The sequence below is a fragment of the Nocardiopsis sp. Huas11 genome, from assembly GCF_003634495.1.
Lineage (GTDB): Bacteria > Actinomycetota > Actinomycetes > Streptosporangiales > Streptosporangiaceae > Nocardiopsis.
Genome location: NZ_RBKY01000001.1, coordinates 3,969,017 through 3,986,337 on the forward strand (window position 1 = coordinate 3,969,017; position 17,321 = coordinate 3,986,337).

The window sequence follows — 17,321 nt, forward strand, 5'->3', positions numbered from 1 at the left end:
ACCGGATGGACGAGCTCGTGGGGGAGAGGGCGCGAGGGGCGCTCGGGGGACGGGTGGCCCGGATCGCCGTGGTCGTCGTGTGGGTGGTGGCCCTGGTGGCGGCCTGGCGCTACGGGCCCGACGCGGACGCGGTCCGGGCCTGGGTCGGCGCCGCGGGGCCCGCGGGGGCGGCGGTCTACCTCGGCGCCTACGTGCCGGCCGTGTTCGCGCTGGTGCCCCGGCCGCTGCTCAACGCCGCGGCCGGATTGTTGTTCGGGCTCGTGCCCGGTGTGCTGCTGGCTCTGGTCGGCGGGGTGGTCGCAGCGCTGGTCCAGTTCTCGGTGGCGCGCTACGCGGCGAGCGAGGCGATCGCCCGGCGGCTGCCGTCGGGCGTCGTGGAGTGGCTGGAGGGCCTGACGGGCCGCCGCGCCCTGGTGGCGGTGGTGCAGCTGCGACTGGTGCCCGTGGTCCCCTACCAGGCGGTCAACTACGGCTTCGGCCTGACACGGGCGGGCGCGCTGCCCTTCGCCCTCGGCACGTTCCTGGGCGGGATCCCGGCGACGACGGCGCTGGTGCTGGTCGGGGCCGGGGGAGCGGACGTGGGTGTGCCGGTGGCGGTGGGCGGGACCGTGCTCGCGGTGGGGATCGCGGTGGTGTGGTGGCTGCGATCGCGCGCTGCCTCCACGCAGCGGCGGGCGGGCGCCTGAGACCCGCCCACCGGGGCCGCTTCGGTCGCGCCCCTACTCCGTGCCCGCTCCGTCGAAGAGCGCGACCTCGTCGGGGTCGGGCCGGTCCAGCTCGAAGGGCAGGATCTCGCCGCCGTCGCTGTCGGTGGCCATCGGCTCCTGGAGGATCTCCAGTTCCTCGCCCGCGTGGTGCTGCATCACCATGACCCCGGAGTAGCCGCTGTGGTCGTTCTCGGTCGCCTGGAAGGGCACCAGGCCGGGTCCCGTCCACTCGCGCGAGTGGAGGGTGTCGATGAGCGACTGCCGGGTCAGGTCGGGGCCGGTCTCCATCAGGACCTGGGCGAACAGCACGGCCTGCGCCATGCCGTACACCGTGGTGTCGGTGAAGGGCGTGTCCTCGTTGTACTCCTCGTGGATCTCGCGGAAGAACGCGGTCCACGGGTCGTCGGGCTGGGCGACCGGGGGCAGGAACGACGTGATGATGAGCCCGTCGAGGAAGGCCTCGGACGGGATGTCCTCGGCCGGGGTGTCCTCGGAGAACTGCTCGATGAGCTCGCCGGCGATCAGGACGTCGCCGCCGAAGCTGGGCGCGATCCACTGGGGCTCATAGCCGACCGCGGCCGCCTCCATGACCGCCTGGGCGAGGAAGGCGGGGATGCAGTAGCAGACGGCGACATCGGCGCCGCTGGCCTTCATCTCGGCGATCTGTCCGCCCAGTTCGGGCACGCCGGGGTCGTAGGACTCCCAGGCCACGATCTCCTCGGTGAGGTACTGCTCGATGCCGGCGTGCGAGGAGGGGCCCACGTCGTCGTTCTGGTAGAGCAGGGCGACGTCCTCGCCGGCGAAGTTCTCGGCGAGGAAGTGGCCCTGGATCTTGGCTTCCTTGGTGTAGTCGACCTGGAACCCGTAGCTGTAGGGGTACTCCTCGGGCTGGTCCCACGCCAGCGCGCCGGAGGAGACGAAGAGGTCGGGCACGCCCGCCTCGTTGAGGTCGGCGATGACCGCCTCGTGCGTGGGGGTGCCGAGTCCGCCGAGCATCGCGAAGATCTCGTGGTCCTCCATCAGGACCCGGGTGGCCTCGGCGGTGCGCGCGGGGTCGAACCCGTCGTCCTGCACCTGGTAGTCGATCCGGCGCCCGTGGATGCCGCCGTTGTCGTTGATGTAGTCGAAGACCGCCCGGGCACCCGTGGACACGTGTCGGAAGCCTGGGGCGGCGGACCCGGTGAGTGGTTGGTGGGTCCCGATGACGACGGTGTCGTCGGTGACGCCCATGGTGTCGTTCGCCATGGCCTCGGGCGCGTCGTCGTTCGCGCCGCCGGAGCAGGAGGAGACGAGGAGTGCGACGGTGAGCGCGGAGGCGCATGCCTTCAGTGATCGCATGGTGGTGTCCTGAACCTGTAGTGCTGTGTCCGCTTGAGCGGGGAGCGGACCCCCGGGGGGATGGCGAGAGGTGAACCCTGGGGTCGCGGGAGCACACCTACTGGTCGGTACCTTACCAGTGAGTAGTAAACGTGTGCCGTGGGCCACTGCCACTACGCGCGGGACGCGCCGGCCTCCTGACGTGGTGCGGAGCCGGGACAACGTTGACTCGAGGGGGCGAGTGCGGCGGTCCGGTACGCCGCGGGACCAGGGCGGTTCAGGCCGGCGGGGCGACCGGTGCGCTGGTGTCACGGGGCCCGCGGTCCAGGATCTGGCGGGCCACACGGGCGATCTGGTCGGCGTACTGGTGCACGGCGCCGTCGCGGCGCCAGACCAGGAGGTGGCGCAGTTGGATCGGGGCGCCGGCGAGCGGGCGGATCACGACGTCGGCACCGGTCTCGAAGTTCGACTGGCAGGGCGCGATCGCCCGGCGGTCGGCGATGAGGTCGCGGATCTCGGAGCGCTCGTAGAGCCGGAAGGGCACGTGTGGGGTGAATCCCGAGCGCTGGCAGGCGAGGTAGAAGCAGTCGGGCCAGCCCGCGCCGTCCGTGGGCGTGAGAGCCCACGGGCTGTCGGCGAGGTCGGCGAGCCGGACGACGGGGGAGTCCGCCGCGGGATGGTCGGCCCACAGGGCCACGTGGAGCGGTTCCACGGCCAGCATCGCCCAGGCCAGCGGGCCGTCCGTGGAGGGGTCGCGGTCCGCGTAGTCGATCGTCGTCCCGGCGTCCAGCCGGCCGGCGCGGACCAGGTCGGTGACCAGCTTGGGGGAGTACTCCGTGCGGACCTGGACCGGCACGTGCGGGACGACCTCCGGCATCCGCGCCGACAACTCCAGTGCCAGGGACCCCACGCCGCCGATGCGCAGTGTGGAGGGCGAGGAGCCGCGCGCGGTGATGTCGTTCACCAGGTCGTCCATGGACAGCAGGACGGAGCGGGCTCTGACCAGGACGAACTCTCCCAGCTCCGTGGGTTTGACGCCCGATCGGCCGCGGTGGAACAGCGGCCCGCCGACCTCGCGTTCGATCCGCTGCAACTGCGTGGTCAGTGCCGGCTGGGACGTGGAGAGCGCGGCGGCCGCTCTGGTCACGCTGCCGGTGTCGGCCAGGAGGCAGAGGGTGCGCAGGTGGCGGAGTTCGAGGTCCATGCGAGGGAATCTAGGACGCCGAGGGGGTGCATGTACAGACGTACGCCCTGTGCGGGTGTCCCGGTGCGCTTCGTCCAGTGATACCGGGTGCGGCGGACCCCGGTGTCGAGGGCTCGGCCGTTCCGCTGTCTCGCTTGGTGAGATAAGGTGCCGTTCGTCACCATATAGTTGGACGACCTACTAAATTCGGTCGTGGGTGGGTCCGCGCGCACGCTGGGAGAGGTTCATGGCGGTCGAACGCATGCTGCACACTCCGGAGGCCGAGCAGCTGCTCGAGCTGACCAGGGAGATCGTCGACAAGGAGCTCCTGCCGCGCGCGGCCGGCGACGAGGAGAACGCCGTCTTCCCCCGCGAGGTCTTCGCGACCCTGGGCGAGACCGGCCTGCTCGGGCTGCCCTACTCCTCCGACCACGGCGGCGGGGACCAGCCCTACGAGGTCTATCTCCAGGTCGTGGAGGAGCTGGCCCGCGGCTGGCTCGCGGTCGGGCTGGGCGTGAGCGTGCACACCCTGTCCTGCTATCCGATGGCCGCCTTCGGCACCGACGAGCAGCGGGCCGCCCACCTGCCCGACATGCTCGGCGGCGACCGCCTCGGCGCCTACTGCCTGTCGGAGTCCTCCTCCGGGTCCGACGCGGCCGCCCTGACGACCCGGGCCGAGCACACCGGGCAGGGCTACCGGATCAACGGCGCCAAGGCCTGGATCACCCACGGGGGCCACGCCGACCACTACACGCTCTTCGCGCGCACGGGCGAGCCCGGATCCGGTGCCCGCGGCATCAGCTGCTTCCACGTGCCCGCCGACACCCCCGGCGTGAGCGCGGCGGCCCCCGAGCACAAGATGGGGATGAACTCCTCGCCCACCGCCGGCGTGCTGTTCGACGACGTCGAGGTCGACGAGCGGGCACTCATCGGACCGCGGGGCCAGGGCTTCGGCATCGCGCTGGCCGCCCTGGACTCCGGCCGTCTGGGCATCGCGGCCTGCGCCGTCGGCCTGGCCCAGGCGGCCCTGGACGCGGCCGTGTCCTACTCGCGCGAACGCCACCAGTTCGGCCGGGCCATCGGCGACTTCCAGGGTGTGGGCTTCCTGCTGGCCGACATGGCCACCCAGGTCGCCGCCTCGCGTGAGCTGTACCTGTCCGCCGCCCGCCTGCGCGACGCCGGGCGTCCCTTCGGCGAGCGTGCCGCGATGGCCAAGCTCATGGCCACCGACACGGCCATGCGCGTCACCACCGACGCCGTGCAGGTGTTCGGCGGCTACGGCTACACACGGGACTTCCCCGTGGAGCGGTACATGCGCGAGGCCAAGGTGTTGCAGATCGTCGAGGGCACCAACCAGGTGCAGCGGATGGTGATCAGCCGCCACCTCGCCCGTTCCTGAGCCGGCGGGGGGAGCAGGGCGCCGGTCTAGGAGCGGAGCAGGGCGGTGGTGTCCTCCGGAGCGCGCACGACCGCCTCCACCGGCCGGTCGGTCAGCACCGCCAGGGCCGAGCGGTAGTCCGTGCCCCGGTCCAGGTCGGACAGCCATACCGCGTCCGGGCCCCCTCCGCCCTCCCAGGCCAGCAGGCGCGCCGGGGCGTGCGGCGGGGAGACGGCCACCCGGCGCAGACCGCCCGACAACCCCAGCCCGGTGGCCTTGAGCAGGGCCTCCTTGCGCGCCCAGTAGCCGAAGAACGCCACCGCCCGCTCCACGGCGGGCAGGCGCAGCCAGGCCTGGCGTTCGACGTCGGCCAGCGTGTAGTCGGCCAGCCCCTCGACGTCGCGCGTCACGGAGACGCCCTCGACGTCGATGCCGACCGCGGGCCCCTCGCTCACGGCCAGCGCGACCCAGTCGCCGGAGTGGCTCACGGAGATCTCCAGGCCCTGGGCCGGTCCCGAGGGGTGCGGCTTGCCGTGGGGCTCCTCGTCGCCGGCGCGTGCCCCGGCGCGCTCCTTGTCCTCGCAGGAGCGGCAGCGCAGGTCGAAGGTGACCTTCTCCGGAGGGCAGCCGGCGAGGTCGGCCAGAGCCAGACGGGCCAGGGCGCGGCCCAGCAGGTGCCGGTCGCGGTCGGCCTGTCGGCGGAACCGGGCGTTGCGGGTCCGCTCGCCCTCGTCGAGCAGGCGCAGGAGAGCGGAGTCGGCGTCGGAGGTGCGGGCCCACCAGACCGTGGGCGCCAGGGGTGCGGAGTCGACCGTCATGCCCCCATTCTCGCCGCATCTTCCGGGTGTTCGGTGGGTTGAGGCCAAGCTAAACCGGGAATTCGGTTATTGGCAGGTCAGCCCATCCCTCGGGAGGCCCGTATGTCAGTCGTCATGCTCTTCGGAGCCGGTGCCCTCATCGGACTGGTCGCCCTCACGCTCGTCGTGATCGTCACCCTTCTGATGGAGAAGCCCCCAACAGCCCCCGCCGCCCCTGGGGCCGCGGACCCTGAGACCACCGACGCCGGGACAGCGGACCGGGAGGACCGGCCCGTACTCTGAAGTGGGGCGGGACGACCCGTGCCCACCGCTTCGAGCACGGGTGAAAGTGAGCCGCGTCTATGGCCGAGGAGAACCGTCCGGCGTTCGCCGCCGAACGCCGGGAACGCATCCTGGAGCTGGTCCGCGCCAACGGGACCATGTCCCTGCGTGACATCGCGCTCAAGGTCCGGGCCTCGGAGGTGACCGTCCGCCGCGACGTGCGCGCCCTGGAGGCCGAGGGTCTGGTCGACCGCCGCCGGGGCGGCGCCGCGCTGCCGGGCCGGATCGGGCACGAACAGAGCTACGCCGGCAAGAGTGAGCAGTGCGCGGCGGAGAAGGCGGCCATCGCCGCCTCCGCCGCCCGGCTGGTCCGCCCGGGCGACGCGATCACGATCGGCCCCGGCAGCACCGCCGAGGCCTTCGCCCGGGAACTCGCCTCGCACACCGACCTGACCGTGGTCACCAACTCCCTGCGCGTGGCCGACGCCCTGCTCAACGCCGCAGGCGTGGAGGTCGTGATGACCGGCGGGACCCTGCACGGCCCCATCAGGGCACTGGTGGGGGGCGCGGCCGAGCAGTTCCTCGACGGGCTGCGCGTCAACCGGGCCTTCCTGACCGGCAACGGGGTCAGCGCCGACCGCGGCCTGAGCACGCCCAACCCCGCGGTGGCCAGTGTCGACCGCGCCCTGGCCGCCTGCGCCGAGGAGGTCATCGTGCTGGCCGACCACACCAAGATCGGCGCGGACACCATGGTCCCCACGGTCGCCCCGGAGATGATCGCCCACCTGGTCACGGACAACCGTGCCGACCCCGAGGTCCTGATGACCCTGGAGGAGACCGGCGCCCTCGTGCACGTCGCCGTCGTCATGGACGCGCGGGGGCAGTGACGTGGGCGCGGTCGGGGGTACGGCCGGTTCCGGCCGCGTGCGGCGAGGCGTTCGCCTCGTGCCGGGTGCGGGGGACCGCGTACCCTACCGTTCACGCCCCTTGCGCGATTGGTGCGCAATGGGTGTTATGCGACTCAGTGTCCTTTTGCCGTCCCCACCCAGGAGTCACCGCGCATGCCCTCCCAGCCGACGCCCCCGGAGCGGTCACCGTCCGCGCCGGTCCACGTGACCCCGTCGCCCGTGGCCCTGCCCTCTCCCTGGTCGCGGTCGCGGCTGACGGTCGTGGTCCCCACCTACGACGAGGCGGCCAACCTGCCGCGCCTGGTCGGTCAGCTGATGGCGCTGGACCTGCCGGAACTGCGGATCGTGGTGGTCGACGACAACTCGCCGGACGGCACCGGCGAGATCGCCGACAAGCTCGCCGTCGAGCACCGGGGCCGGATCAGCGTGGTCCACCGCACCACCAAGGACGGCCTGGGCCGCGCCTACGTGGCGGGCATGACGCACGCGCTGGACGAGGGCGCCGAGTTCGTGGTCCAGATGGACGCCGACCTGAGCCATCCGGTCGGCTACGTGCCCCAGCTGCTGGGCACCCTGCACTCCACCAACGCCGATGTGGTGATCGGCAGCCGGTACGTCGCCGGCGGCAGCCTGTCCGAGCGCTGGGGGGTGAGCCGCCGACTGCTCAGCGGATGGGCCAACACCTACGTCAAGACCCTCCTGTCCATGCCCGTGCGCGACGTCACCGCAGGGTTCAAGATCTGGCGTGCCTCGGCGCTGCGCGTGCTGGACCTGCCCGGCATCGAGAGCACCGGCTACGCCTTCCAGGTGGAGATGCACTACCGGGCCTTCCGCCGCGGCCAGAAGATGATGGAGATCCCCATCCACTTCGAGGACCGTGTGGAGGGCGAGAGCAAACTCGACGGCGCCGTGGCCCTGGAGGCCGCCCTGCGTCCCCTGCGTCTGCGCCGCGCCGAACAGCGCCGCCCCTGAACCGGGCGGCGGCACGAGGCTGACATGTCCCCCATCACCTGCGATCATCGGAGCATCGGGGTAAGGAGGGGGACACTGTGAGCGAAGGACCCTACGACGTCGATACCGACATGGGGGACGACCCCCAGGAGAGCGACATCGCCGGCAGCGAGCGCTCCATCGACGCCGATTTCAACATTCTCGGCTACGACTTCGAGGACGACGACAGCCGCGGTGCGCTGGGCATCAACGCCGGGGTACGCGCCGAGCGCTCGGACGTCGTGCCCCATCAGCGCTGGGGCGCCGAACGCAGCGCCGAAGAGCAGGCGGTGAGCATCGTGTCCGAGTCCGAGTCCGAGTCCGAGTCCGAGTCCGCTCCTGAGGACCGTTCCGAGGACGTGTAGGCCGGGACCGCGCGGTACGGCCCCAGGGCCGTGCCGAGGACGACGGACGCCTACCGCGCCATGTCCTGGCCGGCCTCCACGGCCGGTGCACCTAGGCCGTGTTTTTTGCAGCATTCCGGGCTCGCGGCCGTCAGGACCGCCTCTCGCGGCACCTCTGCGCTCGTCAAGCACCACCAGGCTGAACGTCGCACATCGTCGTGCGAGAGACGACCTGACGACCGCGAGCTCACCCGAAAGCCTGCAGAAAAACACGCCCTAGCCGGGGGTGTCCCGGTCGGTCCCGGCGCTGGACCCGGGGCAGGTCTGCCACGGCGGCTCCGTCGCCCCGCAGAACCGGGACGGCGGCGTGGGCGCCTCGGGTGCGACCGCCTCGTCCGCCGCGTCCCTACCCCGCCCCGACTCCTCGCGCTCGCGCATGCCGCGCTCCGCCCGCACCGCGGGCCGTCGCGGCAGCGCCAGGGCGCACAACGCGGCCAGGGCGCACAACGCGGCCAGGGCGCACATCCCCGCCAGGATCAGCATCGCCGGGCCGAAGCCCTGTGCGATCGCCGCCGCGCCCGCCGAGTCGTCCGCGCCCTCACCGCCGCCGCCGATGCCCGCCGCCACCGGCACGGCGGCCACCCCGATCAGCTGCGCGCCGCGCGCGAAGGTGTTGTTGACCCCCGAGGCCAGACCCGCGTGCCGTTCGGGAGCCGAGGCCAGGACGGTCGCGGTCAGCGGGGCCACCGCCGACGCCAGTCCCAGCGCCACCAGCAGCACGCCCGGCAGGACACCGGTCAGGTAGGGGGCGTCCGGCTCCAGCCGCGACAGCAGCAGGAAACCGCCGGCCAGCAGCAGTGGACCCACCAGCAACTGGGGTCGCGGGCCGATCCGCGCCGCCAGCTTGCCCGAGCGCGCGGACAGCAACAGCATCAGGACCGTGATGGGCAGTGACGCCGCGCCCGCCGCGATGGGCGAGTACCCGCCCACCTCCTGCAGGAAGATGACGAGGAGGAAGAGCATCGGACCCAGCGCCCCGTAGACCAGCATCGTGGCCGCGTTGGTCACGCTGAAGGAGACCGAGGAGAAGATGCCCAGCGGCAGCATCGGGTGCCGGCCGCGCGCCTCGGCCAGGACGAAGGCCGCCAGGGCGAGCACGCCGACCACGGCCGCGGCCACCACCGCCGGCGTGGCGCCCACCGCGCCCCACTGGATCAGCGCGAAGGTGATCCCGCCCAGCGCCAGCACACCGAGCAGGGCGCCCGCGTAGTCCAGGCCCTGGTCGGCCGAGGCGTCGCGCGACTCGGGCACCTTGAACCAGGCGATGAGCAGCACGGCCGCGGCCATCGGGACGTTGATGAGGAAGATCAGGCGCCAGTCGCCGATCTGTACGAGCCACCCGCCCACGAACGGTCCCACCGCCCCGGCGACACCGGTCAGCCCCGACCAGGCGCCGATCGCGCGGGCCCGGTCCTCCTTGCGGAACCCCGCCTGCAGGATCGCCAGACTGCCCGGGGTCAGCATCGCGCCGCCCAGCCCCTGGACGACGCGCCCCGCCACCAACCACTCCAGTGCGGGCGCGAAGGTGCACAGCACCGACGCCAGGGCGAACACCACGACCCCGGCCATGAACAGGCGCACGCGCCCGAACCGGTCCGAGAGCGATCCGCTGAGCAGGATCAGCGCCGACAGCGTGATCATGTATCCGTTGACGATCCACTGGAGCCCGGACAGTCCCGTGTCGAAGTCGGACCGGATGGCGGGCAGCGCCACGGTCACGACCGTGGAGTCCAGGAAGGCCATCCCCGACCCCAGGACCGTCGCCGTCAGCATCCAGCGGGCGGCGGGGGTTCCCCACGCCACCTCGCCGGCCGAGACCGGAGTCGTCGTACCCACAGCGGACCTCCCCAAGGTGTACGGACACACAGTACGGCGCGGGCCCCTCCGACCGGAGGGGCCCGCGCCGCGTCACCGTGGGCCGGGGGTCACTCGCTGGCGAGCGCGCCCGTGATGGAGGTCCCGGCGGCCCGTCGGCCCGGCAGCACCGAGGCGAGGAGTCCGGCCAGGATGGCGATCACGATGAACACCGCGATCTGGGTCACGGGGATGGACAGCACCGTGTTCGGCAGTGCGGAGTCCACGGCGGCCCAGCCGAAGATCATCCCCAGCACGATGCCGACACCCGCGCCGATCAGGCACAGCAGCACGGCCTCCACACTCAGCATTCGCCGCAACTGGCCGCGGGCCAGCCCCAGCGCCCGCAGGAGGGCGGACTCGCGGGTACGTTCCAGCACCGACAGCGCCATGGTGTTGGAGATGCCGAACACCGCGATGAGGATGGCCAGGCCCAGCATCGCCGCGATGGTGTAGAACGCGATGTCCATCGTGTCGGAGATCTGTCCGCGCAGTTCGGCGACCGACATCACCTGCAGGGTCGGGTGTGCGTCCACCGCTTCGTAGACGGCGTCGCGCACCTCCGCGGCGTCGGCGTCCTCGGCGCCGCGCACCATGAGGGCCTGGTACCCCGACGTCTCGGGGAAGGCCTCGGCGTAGTCCTGCTGGTCGAGCACCGCGCCCCACAGGGAGTTCATGGGCTCCAGGACCGCGATGACCTCCAGGGACAGGTCCTCGCCGTCCTCCACGGGGATGGTGAAGGTGTCTCCGACCCCGGCGCCCTCGGCGTGGCTCTCGGACACGGCCACCTTGCCGGGTCCCAGGTCGGCGATGTCGCCCTCGGAGGTGTCGGCGGGCAGGTCCGTCCCCATCTGCGCGCCTGAGTAGGTCGAGACGGGGAGGGGCATGCCCTCGGGCCGGTCGACGTAGACGCTGCGCTCGCCGATGACCGTCGCCAGGACGGGGGAGGCCTCCAGGGACTCGCGCACCGACGCGGGGACCACGGCCAGCCCGTCCTCGAGGCCGGACGCCTCCTCGGCCTCCGGCGCGGTGCCCTCGGCTCCTTCCGTACCTTCGGCGGGCGCCTCCTGCGAGGTCCCTTCCGTCCCTTCCGCGTCCTCGGCGGGCGCCTCCTGCGACTCGCTGTCCGCGTCAGTGCCCTCCGCCGCTTCGGCGTCCTCCGGCAGGAGCTCCGCCGCGAACTGCGGATTGATCTGGTAGTCGATGGGGAACCGCTCGTCCAACTGGCGGGTCAACGACGCTTCCATCGACGCGCTGGCCACCGAGTAGCCCGTGATCAGGGTGGCGCCCACGGTCAGGGCGATCATCGCGGTGGCCGCCCGGCGCGGGCTGCGCGTGGAGTTGTCCACGGCGAGCATGCTGGACACTCCCGCCCTGCGCAACGGCACGCCCACGAGCCGTACGCAGCCGCGGACGATCAGCGGTCCCAGGACGACCACGCCCACGAACGCGATCACGGCCGAGGCGGTCACGATGATCGGACCCGTCTGACTGGGGTCCGCCCTCTGGGTCAGCACCACCAGCGCGGCGGCGACCGCGAACGCCAGCAGGCCGACCACGACCCGGACGCGCCCGGTGCCCTTCTCCAGGCCTGCGGCGGTGGCGCTGGTGCGCAGCGCCGCCAACGGCGACACCCCGGTGGCCCGCATGGCCGGGACGAGCGCGGAGCACACCGTCACGACGGTGCCGACGACCAGGCCCGCCAGGAGCGCGAGGGGAGTGAGGACGACCGGCACGCCGGCGTCCATCCCCATGAGCGGTCCGCCGAACGCCGCGCCGGCCATCCCGATGCCCACACCGGCCAGGACGCCCAGGGCCGAGGCGAACAGCCCCACGACCACGGACTCGGCCAGGACCGATCGGAAGACCTGGGCGCGGGTGGCGCCCACACAGCGCAGCAGGGCCAGTTCGCGCTGGCGCTGGGCGATGAGGATGGCGAAGGTGTTGTAGATGACGATCCCGGCGACGAACATCGCGACGAACGCGAACAGCAAAAGGCCGATGCGGAGCATCTCCGTGTCGGCTCCCGAGCTCTCGGCCATCGCCAGGCCGAACTCCTCACCGGTGCTGACCTCGGCGTCCGAACCCAGGGCGCCCGCCACGGCCTCGGCCGCCTGTTCGTCGGTGAAGCCCTCGGCGGCCAGGGCGTCGATCTCGATGTACCCGGTGGCGCCGGTCATCTCCTCGACCGTGTCGGGGTCCAGGATCATGGCGCCGATGTAGCTGAAGTTCCGGTCCACACCGAAGTCGACCAGGCCGGTGACGGTGAAGTCCCGCTCCTCCATCTCGGAGTCGAGGACCGTCACCGTGTCGCCGACGGCGAACCCGGCCTGGTCGGCGGTGGAGGTGGCCAGTGCGAGCTCGGTTCCGTCGGCGGGCATCTCGCCCTCGTCGGGTGAGAAGCGGGTCACCTCGCCCACGCTGACGGCCGCGGGCGGCACGGTGCCGAACGCGCGCCCCTCGTCGTCGAGCAGGACGGCCTGCCCCGCGACCATCCCGCCTGCCCGGTCGACCTCCGGCAGGGCCCGGACGTGGTCCAGCTGCTCCTCGGTGAGCCGCGGCGGCGCGGCGCCCTCCTCGACGTCCTCCGGCTCCTGCTCCGGCGCCACCGCGATCGCGTCGACCGCGGTCGCGGAGCCCATGACGGACTTCTCGTAGTTGGCGTTGAGGGTGTCGGCGAAGACCATGGTGCCCGTGACGAACATGACGCCGAGCAGGATGGCCAGGACCGTGGTGACGTAGCGGGACTTGTGCAGCCTCAGTCCCGCGAGTGTGGTGCGCAGCATGCGCTCAGGCCTCCAGCTTCAGCAGGCGCGCGGAGACGAGCTCGGCGGTGGGGTCGGTGACCTCGTCGACCAGCCGGCCGTCGCGTAGGAAGACGACGCGGTCGGCGTAGGAGGCGGCGATGGGGTCGTGGGTGACCATGACGATGGTCTGGTCCAGGTCCCGGGCGGAGTCGCGCAGGAACGACAGCACCTCGGAGCCGGACCGCGAGTCCAGGTTGCCGGTCGGCTCGTCGGCGTAGACCACCTCGGGGGCGTTGAGCAGGGCCCGGGCCACGGCCACGCGCTGCTGCTGGCCGCCGGAGAGCTTCGCGGGCAGGTGGTCCAGGCGGTCGCGCAGGCCGACCACGTCGATGATGTGGTCGAAGCGCTCGCGGTCCACCGCGCGCTTGGCGATCTGCGAGGGCAGCAGGATGTTCTGTTCGGCGGTGAGCATCGGCAGCAGGTTGAACGACTGGAAGATGAAGCCGATGCGGTCGCGGCGCAGCTGGGTCAGCTCCGCGTCGCGCAGACCGGTGATCTGGGTGCGGCCCAGGTGGACGGTGCCGGACGTGGCGGTGTCCAGTCCGGCCAGGCAGTGCATGAGGGTGGACTTGCCCGAGCCGGAGGGGCCCATGATCGCGGTGTAGGCGCCGCGGTGGAAATCCACGTCCACCCCGGCCAGGGCGTGCACCTGGCTGGCTCCGGTGTCGTAGGTCTTGGTGAGCCCCCGCGCGACCACCACCGGTGGTGAGGTGACCGTGGGGACGGGCGTGGCGATGGGCTCTGTCACGGCTGACAACTCCAGATACGACGACGAAACGGAAGAAGTGGGGACCGAGTCGAACCGGTGTCCGTCTCGGTGTGCCTCCACGCTAGGAGCCGACCCACGGTCGCGGCGTCCACCCGTGGGCCGATTCGCGCCTCGGCCAAAGGCATGGTGCGGACCGGGTTCGGGACTCCTTCGTCTGGCGGAGGCACCGACTTTCGTCGGGGGTCGCCGACGGGGTCTCACTCGTGCCGGGTGGCGGGAGGCCCCGCCGAACTGCGACGACGCGGGCGGGGCCGACGATCGTCCGGGGGTGGCGCGCCACGGTGAGAACGAGCCGGCCCGCACCGGTGCGGCCATAGAATCCGGCGCATGAGGGAGTGGATGGCGCGTCAGGCGCGGGAGGTCGGCGGGCTGTGGCGCCACAACGCCGAATGGTGGTGGAGCCGGCGGCTGCGCTTCGCGGACTGGTGCTACGCCCTGGGTCTGGCGCCGTTCGTCCTCGTCCTGCAGATCATGCCGCAGATGGGACTCGTCCAGGGCCTGCTGGCCAGTCTGCCCCGTCACCACGCGGCGAGCGCGCTCACCCTCATCCTCTTCCTGGGGCTGATCCCCACGGCGATGTTCTGCGTGACCGTTCTGCTGCGCCGCAGCCATCCCATGTGGCTGCTCGGCCTGGCGTGCGTCCTGCTGCTCGCCTTCGGAGACCTGGTGCCGGCGGCGTTCGCGCTCTACTCCTACGCGGTCCACTTCAACGACCGGCGCCTGCTGGCGGGCTGGTTCGCACTGATGACCCTGGCGATGGGCATCGGACTGGACGTCTCCGGGATCACGCTCTTCGTCAACGTCTCGATCTTCCTCGTCGTCCCCATGACCGTCGGCCTGTGGGTGGGGACGCGGCGCCAGCTGGTGGACCGCCTGCACGAGCGCGCCGAGCGCCTGGAACGCGAACAGCACCTCATGGCGGAGCGCGCCATCGGGGCCGAACGCACCCGCATCGCCCGCGAGATGCACGACGTGGTCGCCCACCGGGTCAGCCTGATGGTGCTGCACGCGGGCGGCCTGGAGGTCTCGGCGCCCGACGAGCGCACCGCCGAGGCGGCCGGGGTGATCCGCACGACGGGCCGGGAGGCGCTGGCCGAGCTGCGCGGCATCCTGGGCGTGCTGCGCGACGACACCGGAGCCGCGGCGCCCACCGCGCCGCAGCCGGTGCTGGCGGACCTGGACCGGCTCGTGGAGGAGTGGCGCGGCGCCGGGATGACGGTGGTGCGCACCGGCGACGGCCTGGTCCCCGACCTGCCCGCCCAGGTCCAGCGCACGGCCTTCCGGGTGGTGCAGGAGGGACTGACCAACGCCGCCAAGCACGCTCCCGGGGCGGAGGTGACGGTGGACCTGCGCACGGTGCCCGACGGCCTGGCCGTCGAGGTGGCCAACGGGCCCGCCACCGCTCCGTCCGTGCCCCCGCCGGTCAGCGGGTTCGGGCTCACGGGGCTGCACGAGCGCGTGGCCCTGGCCGGCGGCACCCTGACCTCGGGCCGCCGCTTCGACGGGGGATGGCGCCTGAGCGCTATCGTGCCCATCGACCACCACACCGGAACGGAACGAGGGCCGCGTTGATCCGCACGCTCCTGGTCGACGACGAACTCCTGGTCCGCTCCGGGCTGAGGATGATCCTGGACGCCGCCCCCGACATCGAGGTCGTGGGCGAGGCCGGTGACGGCGCCGAGGCCGTGCGCATGGCGCGGGAACTCGTCCCCGACGTCGTCCTGCTCGACATCCGCATGCCCGGGACCGACGGACTTACCGCCGCCGCGCGGCTCACGGCGCTGGAACGGGCGCCCCGAGTGGTCCTGCTCACCACCTTCGACCTGGACGAGTACGTGCACGACGCGCTGCGCGCCGGAGCGGTGGGCTTCCTGCTCAAGGACACGCCGCCCCGGGACCTCATCTCCGCGGTGCGCACGGTGCACGAGGGTCACGCGATGCTCTCGCCGAGTGTCACCAAGCGGATGCTCCAGCGGTTCGCCGCGCCCGCCGAGGGCGGTTCGGCGGCCGGGCGCGAACAGGCCAGGGAGCGCCTGGCCGTGCTGAGCGAACGCGAGCGGGCGGTGTTGGTCGCCGTGGCGCAGGGGCGGTCCAACGCCGAGGCGGGCCGGGCCCTGGGCATGCGGGAGGCGACGGTGAAGGCGCACGTCAGCCGCATTCTCGCCAAGTTGGGGATGTCCAACCGCGTTCAGGCGGCGATCCTGGCCCACGACGCGGGATGGGCCTGAGGTCCGGCTTCGGCGGAGCGGGTCACAGCTCCAGTCCGGCGCGCAGGGCGCCGAGGGCCTCGTCGACGGCTTCCATGGGGTCGGTGTCCGGGCGGTCCGCGCAGTCGGCCAGGGCCTGGACGCACACGCCCACGACGGCCCCGGCCAGGGACCGGACGGCGGCGTCCTGGGTCGAGCGCCCCGAGCGGCGGGCGAGGAGGTCGCGCAGGACCCTGGTCCCCTCCTCGACCAGGCCGAGGTTGGCCGACCACAGCTCCGGCACGGTGGCGATGAGCACGTCGCGTTCGGCGCGCGCCCGGCGCTCGTCCTCGGGCAGTTCGGCCACCGCCGTCCGCAGCACCGCGCGCAGGTCCGCCAGGACGTCCCCGTCGGGGGGCAGGGCCGCGAACAGCTCCACCACGCGCGGGCCGAGGGCGTGGTAGTCGCTCAGGCGCGCCAGGTCGTCCTTGGTCGGGAAGTAGCGGAAGAGCGTGCTGGGCGCGACCTCGGCGGCACGGGCGATCTGCTCCATCGTGGTCGCCTGGTAGCCCTGCTCGCGGAAGAGCCGGAGCGCCTGGCGCCGGATCCCGTCCCGGGTCCTGGCCTTCTTGCGCTCGCGCAGTCCGTGTCCGGTCCGTTCGTCCACCACGCGCCCTGTGCACCGCCCGTCCGCTCGTCGCCGGTCGCGCCCCTCGGGGCGGCCCCAGGATAGCGGGCCTGTCGCGATCAAAACCAGGAGTGTACTCTCAAGTGAAAGTCCACTCTCATTTTGGAGCGAGATGACTCCCCACCGCATCGTGGTCGACGGCCTCCACCACGTCGGCCACCTCGTCCGCGACCTCGGCACCGTCGCCGACCTCTACCGCCGGATGGGCTTCACCGTCCCGACCCCCGTCTTTCCCGCCCTCGCGCCGGCTCCGGGCGAACCGCCGCGCCCCGTCGGGGCGGGCAACACCCGCCTGCGGTTCGCCAACGCCTTCCTCGAACTGGTCGGTGTCGTCACGGGGGAGGGCCCCGGGTCCGGCGTCGACATCGCGCCACTGGAGGTCCCCGACCACGCGCGGGCGGGGGTGTTCGCGGCCGCGACGGGCACCGCGCGCCGGCTGGCCGAGCGCCTGGAGACGGGGGAGGGCCTGCACGTGCTCGTGTGGGCGACGGCCGACGCCGACGGCGAGGCCCGGCGCCTGGACCGGCTCGGGATCGAGCACGGCGGCGTCCAGCGCCTCCGTCGGCCCGGTGGCGGCGGAGGTGTCCCCGTCGGCTACCTGGAGGTCGACCCGAACGCGCCCGAGGCCCGGCTCGCCGCGGCCGAACCCACCCCCGGCAGGTCCGCGGACACCCACTCGAACGGGGCGGTCGCCCTCGCCGGCGTCGTGATGTCCGTCCCACCGGGAGGTCTGGCGCGGACCGAGGAGCGTTACGAGCGCTACCTCGACCGCACCGCGCGCACCCGCGGCGCCGCCCGGGTCTTCGACCTGGGACGGTCGGAGCTCGCACTGGTGGAGGAGGCGCCCGCCGCACCGCCCGGCTCCGGGCCCCGGCGCCCGTCACCGCGGCGTCCCGCGCTCACGTCGGTGACCGTCACCGTCGCCGACCAGGACGCGCTCGCCACGCGGCTGGCCGACCAGGGGATCCCCGCCCGCACCACCGAGGACGGCGGGCTGAGCGTGGGTCCGGCGTGGGCGCACGGGGCGGAGCTGCGTCTACGGAGCGTGTGA

The 17,321-nt window shown here is 72.7% G+C and carries 16 protein-coding genes; 9 read left to right on the forward strand and 7 right to left on the reverse strand.

Annotated features, from left to right (window positions below; all coding sequences use genetic code 11):
• The first annotated feature begins 5 nt into the window (after window positions 1–5).
• Window positions 6–686 (forward strand): TVP38/TMEM64 family protein, encoded by a 681-nt coding sequence (locus tag DFP74_RS18100; RefSeq protein WP_121183041.1) that lies wholly within the window; start codon window positions 6–8, stop codon window positions 684–686.
• A 33-nt stretch (window positions 687–719) separates the two neighbouring features.
• On the opposite strand, the gene DFP74_RS18105 is transcribed toward DFP74_RS18100, so the two are convergent.
• Window positions 720–2,045 (reverse strand): ABC transporter substrate-binding protein, encoded by a 1,326-nt coding sequence (locus DFP74_RS18105; protein ID WP_121183043.1) that lies wholly within the window; start codon window positions 2,043–2,045, stop codon window positions 720–722.
• 256 nt (window positions 2,046–2,301) lie between these two features.
• On the reverse strand, window positions 2,302–3,228 hold the full coding sequence (locus tag DFP74_RS18110; RefSeq protein ID WP_121183045.1) for a LysR family transcriptional regulator: 927 nt from the start codon (window positions 3,226–3,228) through the stop codon (window positions 2,302–2,304).
• 226 nt (window positions 3,229–3,454) lie between these two features.
• Here DFP74_RS18110 and DFP74_RS18115 point away from each other — a divergent pair, with 226 nt between their 5' ends.
• Window positions 3,455–4,606: an acyl-CoA dehydrogenase family protein gene (locus DFP74_RS18115; protein ID WP_121183047.1), complete on the forward strand. Its 1,152-nt coding sequence runs from the start codon at window positions 3,455–3,457 to the stop codon at window positions 4,604–4,606.
• A gap of 26 nt (window positions 4,607–4,632) precedes the next feature.
• Here the strand turns inward: DFP74_RS18115 and DFP74_RS18120 are convergent, their stop codons facing one another.
• Complete coding sequence (locus tag DFP74_RS18120) at window positions 4,633–5,403, reverse strand: 4'-phosphopantetheinyl transferase superfamily protein (protein WP_121183049.1); 771 nt, start codon at window positions 5,401–5,403, stop codon at window positions 4,633–4,635.
• A 102-nt stretch (window positions 5,404–5,505) separates the two neighbouring features.
• On the opposite strand from DFP74_RS18120, the gene DFP74_RS18125 reads away from it, so the two are divergent.
• The 4 genes from DFP74_RS18125 (at window position 5,506) to DFP74_RS18140 (ending at window position 7,927) form a co-directional block, all read left to right on the forward strand.
• On the forward strand, window positions 5,506–5,685 hold the full coding sequence (locus tag DFP74_RS18125; RefSeq protein WP_121183051.1) for a hypothetical protein: 180 nt from the start codon (window positions 5,506–5,508) through the stop codon (window positions 5,683–5,685).
• A 59-nt stretch (window positions 5,686–5,744) separates the two neighbouring features.
• Complete coding sequence (locus DFP74_RS18130) at window positions 5,745–6,551, forward strand: DeoR/GlpR family DNA-binding transcription regulator (RefSeq protein ID WP_121183053.1); 807 nt, start codon at window positions 5,745–5,747, stop codon at window positions 6,549–6,551.
• A gap of 174 nt (window positions 6,552–6,725) precedes the next feature.
• Window positions 6,726–7,544: a polyprenol monophosphomannose synthase gene (locus DFP74_RS18135; RefSeq protein WP_121183055.1), complete on the forward strand. Its 819-nt coding sequence runs from the start codon at window positions 6,726–6,728 to the stop codon at window positions 7,542–7,544.
• A gap of 77 nt (window positions 7,545–7,621) precedes the next feature.
• Window positions 7,622–7,927: a hypothetical protein gene (locus DFP74_RS18140; protein WP_121183057.1), complete on the forward strand. Its 306-nt coding sequence runs from the start codon at window positions 7,622–7,624 to the stop codon at window positions 7,925–7,927.
• A 255-nt stretch (window positions 7,928–8,182) separates the two neighbouring features.
• On the opposite strand, the gene DFP74_RS18145 is transcribed toward DFP74_RS18140, so the two are convergent.
• The 3 genes from DFP74_RS18145 to DFP74_RS18155 all read right to left on the reverse strand — a co-directional run bounded on the left by DFP74_RS18145 (window position 8,183) and on the right by DFP74_RS18155 (window position 13,375).
• Window positions 8,183–9,739, reverse strand: coding sequence for an MFS transporter (locus DFP74_RS18145; protein ID WP_121188340.1), 1,557 nt, complete (start codon window positions 9,737–9,739; stop codon window positions 8,183–8,185).
• A 152-nt stretch (window positions 9,740–9,891) separates the two neighbouring features.
• Entirely contained in the window at window positions 9,892–12,606 is a 2,715-nt protein-coding gene (locus DFP74_RS18150) for an ABC transporter permease (protein WP_121183059.1), read from the reverse strand.
• Between the two features lie 4 nt (window positions 12,607–12,610).
• The gene (locus DFP74_RS18155) at window positions 12,611–13,375 is read right to left on the reverse strand and encodes an ABC transporter ATP-binding protein (protein WP_121183061.1); all 765 of its coding nucleotides are present in this window, start codon (window positions 13,373–13,375) and stop codon (window positions 12,611–12,613) included.
• A 348-nt stretch (window positions 13,376–13,723) separates the two neighbouring features.
• Here DFP74_RS18155 and DFP74_RS18160 point away from each other — a divergent pair, with 348 nt between their 5' ends.
• A complete protein-coding gene (locus tag DFP74_RS18160) occupies window positions 13,724–14,968 on the forward strand; it encodes a sensor histidine kinase (RefSeq protein WP_233571020.1) in 1,245 nt (414 codons plus the stop codon).
• Window positions 14,965–15,624, forward strand: coding sequence for a response regulator transcription factor (locus DFP74_RS18165; protein ID WP_121183063.1), 660 nt, complete (start codon window positions 14,965–14,967; stop codon window positions 15,622–15,624). Before DFP74_RS18160 ends, DFP74_RS18165 begins: the two co-directional genes overlap by 4 nt.
• Window positions 15,625–15,646: 22 nt before the next feature.
• Here DFP74_RS18165 and DFP74_RS18170 read toward each other — a convergent pair whose 3' ends face one another.
• Window positions 15,647–16,249, reverse strand: coding sequence for a TetR/AcrR family transcriptional regulator (locus DFP74_RS18170; protein WP_199725693.1), 603 nt, complete (start codon window positions 16,247–16,249; stop codon window positions 15,647–15,649).
• A 133-nt stretch (window positions 16,250–16,382) separates the two neighbouring features.
• On the opposite strand from DFP74_RS18170, the gene DFP74_RS18175 reads away from it, so the two are divergent.
• Window positions 16,383–17,321, forward strand: coding sequence for a VOC family protein (locus DFP74_RS18175; RefSeq protein ID WP_121183067.1), 939 nt, complete (start codon window positions 16,383–16,385; stop codon window positions 17,319–17,321).